The organism is Micromonospora sp. NPDC005220 (assembly GCF_040607895.1).
Classification (GTDB): Bacteria; Actinomycetota; Actinomycetes; order Mycobacteriales; family Micromonosporaceae; genus Micromonospora.
In genome coordinates, this window is the sequence record NZ_JBEXHP010000195.1 from 1 (window position 1) to 6,027 (window position 6,027).

Annotated in this window: 3 protein-coding genes and 3 pseudogenes; 3 read left to right on the plus strand and 3 right to left on the minus strand. The window is 74.9% G+C overall.

What is annotated here, in order from left to right:
- Positions 1-2 precede the first annotated feature (2 nt).
- A pseudogene (locus ABZU52_RS31665) lies at positions 3-104 on the plus strand (NADH-quinone oxidoreductase subunit J); the annotation flags it as partial.
- A gap of 288 nt (positions 105-392) precedes the next feature.
- On the opposite strand, the pseudogene ABZU52_RS31670 reads toward ABZU52_RS31665, so the two are convergent.
- Together ABZU52_RS31670 and ABZU52_RS31675 are read right to left on the minus strand one after the other, a co-directional pair.
- Positions 393-476: pseudogene (locus ABZU52_RS31670) on the minus strand (hypothetical protein); the annotation flags it as partial.
- Positions 477-575: 99 nt separating this feature from the next.
- On the minus strand, positions 576-1,142 hold the full coding sequence (locus ABZU52_RS31675) for a sigma-70 family RNA polymerase sigma factor (protein ID WP_354974593.1): 567 nt from the start codon (positions 1,140-1,142) through the stop codon (positions 576-578).
- A 419-nt stretch (positions 1,143-1,561) separates the two neighbouring features.
- Between ABZU52_RS31675 and ABZU52_RS31680 the strand changes: the two genes are divergently transcribed.
- A complete protein-coding gene (locus ABZU52_RS31680; RefSeq protein WP_354974594.1) occupies positions 1,562-3,151 on the plus strand; it encodes a ricin-type beta-trefoil lectin domain protein in 1,590 nt (529 codons plus the stop codon).
- A 56-nt stretch (positions 3,152-3,207) separates the two neighbouring features.
- Here ABZU52_RS31680 and ABZU52_RS31685 read toward each other — a convergent pair whose 3' ends face one another.
- Positions 3,208-4,698 carry a S8 family serine peptidase gene (locus ABZU52_RS31685; RefSeq protein WP_354974595.1) on the minus strand — a complete coding sequence of 497 codons (1,491 nt, stop codon included), beginning with the start codon at positions 4,696-4,698 and terminating at the stop codon, positions 3,208-3,210.
- 140 nt (positions 4,699-4,838) lie between these two features.
- Between ABZU52_RS31685 and ABZU52_RS31690 the strand changes: the two are divergent.
- A pseudogene (locus tag ABZU52_RS31690) lies at positions 4,839-6,027 on the plus strand (hypothetical protein); the annotation flags it as partial.

Sequence of the window (6,027 nt, forward strand, 5' to 3'; positions counted from 1 at the left end):
GCGTGTTGGTGGTGACCACGAAACACCTGGTCCGGGCCGGGCTCTACCTGGTGGTGTGCCTGGGCGCGTTGGCCGGTGACTTCCTGGTGCTCAGCCGACAGGTCACCCGGTTCCGGCGTCGGGTCCGAGGCCGGCGCGGTGGTCGACGTGCCGGGCGTCGGGTGGGCCGACGACGGGGGCGCCGGATCGCGGCCCGGCGGGAGTGCGTCCTCCGGTCCGGGCACGGGACGCGGCGGAAGGACGGAGGCGGGGGGCAGCACGGAGGCCGGTGGGAGGGCGAGCTCGTCCCAGTCCGCCGCGCTGAGTCCGCCGAGCCCGCTGGTCACCCCGCCCAGGTCGCCTGCGGCGGAGAGGCACTCCCAGCAGCCGGCCAGGTGCGCTTCGAAGGCGACGCGGTCGGTCTCGTCGAGCGCGCCGAGCAGATAGAGCGCCAGGGCCTCGTGCTCGGACGTCGGGTTCTCACCGCCGGTGCGCATCACGCCCCCTTCCCGACCCGACAGAGGGTGCGCCGGAGCGATGATCCGGGACACCGCGCCGGTGCCGCGAATCGGACGAGTAGTCGCCGGGACGTGACATCAGGCCGACTCGATCGGGCCGATCGCCGCGTGCAGCGCCCGCACCGCGTAGTACGTCCGCGACTTTACCGTACCCTCGGGTATGCCGAGTCGCTGCGCCGCCTCCGCGACCGAGGCTCCCTTGTAGTACATCTCGATCAGGACGTCGCGGTGCTCCGGCTTGATCTGCCGCAGCGCCAGGCGGACGGTGTGGGCGCTGACCACCCGGTCCATCTCGTCCTCGGCCGTGGTGAGCCGGTTGAGGTCGGGCACGGCGACCTCCGGCGGCCGGGCCTGCCGGGCCCGGCCGGCGTCGACGGCCACGTGCCGGGCGACGGTGTAGAGCCAGGGCGCGATCCGGCGCGGCTCCTCGGCCAACGTCCCCAGGTTCCGCCAGGCCCGCAGGAACGTCTCCTGGACCAGGTCCTCGGCCAGCTCCTGACGGCCGAGGACGAGCCGGGTGATGAAGCGCAGCAGCGGTTCACGGTACTGCTCGTGGATCCAGCGCATGAGGCTCTCCGGCGAGCCCTGCCCGACGGCCTCGCCCGGCACTCCGGGTTCCACCGCCTCGTTGGGCACCGCCGACACGGAACGCCTCCCCCTGACGTGTGGGGCGTGCCCGCCCGCCCGGCCCGGCACGTCGGCGCCGAGCCCCTCTGAGGGAAAACAATAGCCGTACTGATCGGACGGTGCCGTAGGCCGGCGGACGGCGACCAGCGTGCCGGCTCTCATCGGACGCGGCCCGAGCGGCGGCCCGAGGTCACCGTGCCCACGACGGCGCTGGTCGGGCCCGCGCCGGGCGGGTGGTGGCGAGTCGACATCGAACACTCCGATCGGCGATCCGGCAGCCGCGGATCGGTGCGTCCGGCGGCGGTCACGTTGACGGCTCGGTGTGCCGGTCGGTTCAATGGCGGCCGGACTGGAATCGGATCCGATTCCGGTCGGGTGAACCGAGGACGTCGCGCATCCGTCACGCCTGGCGACGTCATCACCGGAAGGGAAGTCCCGTGACACCCGATCTTCCTGGCCTCCGATCCCGGCTCGCTCGGATCCCGCGTCGTGTCGTCGCCGCCATCGCGGCCGGCCTCGCGGTGCTGTGCATGGTGGTCGCCTCCGTGAGCTGGGGCATCGCCACCGCCCGCGACGACGAACTGACCGGTCGTACCGTCTCTGCCGAGCACCTGACCGCCATCCGGGCCGCGGCCCGCTCCTGCCCCACGCTGACCCCGGCCCGCCTGGCCGGGCAGCTGATGACCGAGTCCGGACTGGACGGACGCGTGACGAAGACCACCTCGGGCGGTCGCGGCTTCGCCGGGCTGAACGACGACCGGTGGAAGTCGTGGGCGCCGTGGCCGGGAGCGGACCGCACCGACACCGCCGCGAACATCCTCGCGCTGGCCCACCAGATGTGCGACCTCAGCGGGCAACTGCGGCTGGCCGGGATCCCCGGTGACTCGTGGCGGCTGTCCCTGGCTGCGTTCCACACCGGACTCGACCAGGTACGCGAGGCCAAGGGCGTGCCGTCGGCCGCGGTCGCGTACGTCGACGACGTCAGCCGCTACGCGGCGTACTACGGCGAACTGGCCGCGTTCGGCGGCTCCGGCACCACCCGCCCGGACCCGGCACGCCAGCAGCCCGGGGCGGTGCCGGCAAGCTACGTAGGCCTGGTGGTGCGCGCCGGCTCGGTGTGCCCGGAGGTGCCGCCCTCGGCGGTGGCGGCCCAGCTCATGGCCATGTCCGGCTTCGACGCGAACCTGCTCGGCGACGACGGCCGGCGGGGGATCGCCCAGTTCCTGCCGGAGGTGTGGCGGGCGCACGGACCGGCGGGCGCCTCACCGTGGGACCCGCAGGTGGCCGTTCCGGCGGTCGGCGCCGCGGTCTGCGCGTTGCGGCGGGACCTCGCCGGCCTCGACGGCGACCCGGGCCTGCTGGCGCTGGCCGCCTACCGTAACGGACCCACCGCGGTCCGGCAGACCGGCGGCGAGCTGGACGCCGCGACGCAGGCATTCCTGCGGCAGGTGCGGGAGTTCACGGAATTCTACGCCCTCGACGGCCGGCTCAAGCTTTCGCCGGCCAGCCCGAGCCCCTCGCCCAAGTCCTCGTCTCCGTCGCCGTCGCCGACGTCGACGGCCGCGTCCCCCGCGCCCCGGCCCAGTGCGACGCCGTCGGCCCGCCCGTCGGCCGAGCCGGACAAGCCGGCCCCGCCGAAACGCCCGAGCGGCGCGAAGCAGCTCGTCGGCAAGGAAACCGGTCTCTGTGCCACCGGCGGCACCGGCGATGGCGTGCCCGTCGTCCTGCGGCCGTGCAAGGAGGACCGGCTGCAGTGGTGGACGTTCGGGTCTGACAAGACCGTCCGGGTCAACGGCCTCTGCCTAGACGTGGCCTGGGGCGAGAAGCGCGACGGCGCGCCGGTGCAGACCGCCAACTGCAGCGGCAACCCGGCCCAGAAGTGGGAGTGGATCGAGTATCAGGGCATCCGGTCGCTGTTCAACCGGGAGACCGACCGCTGCCTGGACGTGGACGGGCACGGCGACGGCGCTCCGTTGAACGCGTGGACCTGCGTGTTCAATCCGAAGCAGACCTGGTCGCTGCGGTAGCCGCCCGCCCCCCGGTCACCCGCTCGGGATGACCGGGGGGCCGGCCGCCGTGCGGGTCAGCCGGCGTACCGGCGACGGCGCATCCGGAACACCAGGAAGCCGCCCGCGCCGAACGCCAGGACGAGACCCAGGAGTACGGCGAACAGCGTGCCCCCGCCACCGCGGTTCGCCTGGGCGGCGGCCGGGTCCCGACCGTCCACCGAGGGCGCCACCGAGGCCGGCGGGTTGATCATGCCGGAGCCGTACCGGGGATCACCCTCGGCCACCTGCCCGCCGACCGGGTCGGCCGTGCCGCGGATGCGCTCCTTCACCTGCGCGGCGGTGAGATCGGGCTGAGCGGCCCGGATCAGCGCGGCCTCGCCGGCCACGAACGCGACCGCGAACTCGGTGCCGGTGTTGCCGACGATCTTGCCGCCGCCAACGCCGAGCGTCGCCACCTCGATGCCGGGCGCGACCACCTCGACCGAGCCGTCGAGATACTTCTCGGCGAGCTGCCCGCCGGGGCCGACGCCGCCGGTGAGCACCAGCGCCCCGCCGCCGGATCCACCGCGCGGTGACGGAAGCGTGGTGGGCTTGACCGGCGCACCCGCCACCACCAGCACGTCGTGCTCCAGCGCGGTAGCCAGCGACGCCGCGACCGCCGGATCGGCCAGGTCGACCCGGGAGCCGAGCGCGACCACCGAGGCGCCCGTGCTGACCGCCACCTCGATGGCCGTCGCCGCGTCGGCCGGCCGGGCGCCGCCCGAGGAGCGGACCATCCGCACCGGCACGATGGTCGCGTCCGGCGCGAGCCCCACCGGGCTGCCCTCGACGCTGTCGTCGGCGGCGATGATGCCGGCCATCGCCGTACCGGAACCCAGGCAGTCCTCGTCACCGCGCCCGTTGCCGACGGTGACGTCCGCGCCCACCGCGACCCGGCCGCTGAGCTGCTGGAGCTCGGCGTCGACCCCGGTGTCGACGACGGCGACCTTGACCCCGTTGCCACGGGTCAGGGTCCACGCGCTGTCGGCCGCCATCCGCAGTTGCGCCCACTCCGACCGGCCGCTCGACGCGGTCGTGGCGGTGCACCGCGCGGCCGGCCCGCCGCCGGCCGGAGAGCGGGGCGCCGTCGGGCTCGCGCTCGGCGACGGGCTGCCGTCCGGCCGTACGCCGGGCGAACGGGTCGGGGTGGGGCCGGCCGACGGCTTGCGGGCGGCCGGCAACTGTCCGTACTCGACACCCGGGCCGGCGGCGTCCCACGGCAGCACCAGGTACCACCCGGCCTTCAGGGCGGCCGGGTCGGTCAGCCGGCCCCCGTCCGGCTGGACCCGACCGGTGTTGAGCTGGTAGATCTCCGCGGACCGCTCGCCACTGCCGAGGAAGCGCCGGGCGATCTCGGTGAGATTCTCCGGCTGGCCCTGGTATCGCGCCGTGACCAGGTAGTACTTCACGTACGGCTCGGTGTCCGGCGCGGACCCGGCGGTCGAGGGACGTGGCGCGGCCAGGATCGCGCAGCCGACCATCACCACCACGAGCAGTCGAGCAAGGATGGAGTGCTTCGCCAGCACCGGAGTCCCCTTCCGTCACCGCGGCCCAGACCGTTCGGCCGTCACCGTCTATTGCGGATCAGCGCCGACTTCGTTCAAATCAATCTGAACCAGATTTCCATGGCGCCCGTCATGGAGACCGCCGAGGGTACCGGCCCTCGATGTCGAGCAGCTCCGGCCGGCGGTGCGGCGTCGGTGGAACGAAGGCGGGGACGGCGGTGACAGAGCTGGCGCGGGCCGTGGGCGGCCGGGGGATCGACCGGGTGCCGAGCACCCGCCGCTTCGACCCGCGCCGGCACCGGCGGGTGCCCGGCCTGCTGGACCTCTGGCTGGTGTGCGGCCCCCGGGGGCGGCCGGCGCTGCCCGGCGATCCGGACCGCCCGCTGGACGCGCCCGCCGTGGCGGATCTGGTGCGGCGTACCGGGGACGCCGCGGACGACGTGCGGATCCTCGCCGACGACGGCGCCCGCCACGCCGACCTGTTCACCGAGGTGGCCGGGCTGCTGGGGCACGACGTGCTGGTCAGCCCGGACGGCGCGGACATCCGGCAGGTGCTGCCCGGACGCGCCCCCGACGCCGACGACGGCCCGCTGCACGCGCTGCCGCTGGACCGGGTCACCCGCCAGCCGATGGACTGGCTGGTGCTGCAACCGCCCGAGCTGGCCACCCCGTTGCCCGGCTGGTTCGCCATGGAGGACGGTCTGGTCCGGCCCCGGACCGGGGTGGTCAACCTGCCGCTGGCCACCGGTGTGGCGTTGGCCACCCGGGCGGACTTCGTGGCCCGCCGGGCCACCGCCCACCGGCTCGGCGCCACCGTGCCCGAGCTGGTCACGGTCTCCGTCACGGTGCGCTCCGGCGGCTTCCTGATCGGCGACTACAACGGCACCCAGCAGGTACGCGACGCCGGGCACCTGGCCGCGCTCCTCGGCGAGCTGCCGCTCTACGGCGCCGACCTGCGGCTCTGGCTCACCTGGCCGTCCGAGCCGGACGAGCAGGCGAAGCTCGTCACCCAGGCCGCCGAGCTGGCCGACACCACCGGCGCCACGGTCTGGACCCCACCGCCGGGCGGCCGGGCGGAACTCGTCGGCGACCACCGCGACCTGCGCGCGCTCGACGCGGCGGGCGGCGCGGCGTCGTGGCAGGCGCACCGACCGAGGTACGCCGACGGCCCGCCGTCCGTCGACGCGACGCCCGACGGCCTGCTGGTCCCCCGCTCGTCGCGGCAGCGCATCGTGGTGGCCGCCGTTCCGGACGGCGACCGGCCGGTGGACACCGCATCGGACGACACCGGGTCGTCCGGGGCCACGCGGGCCGGCACCCCGCCGGACCGACACGAGGCCGGCCGGCCGG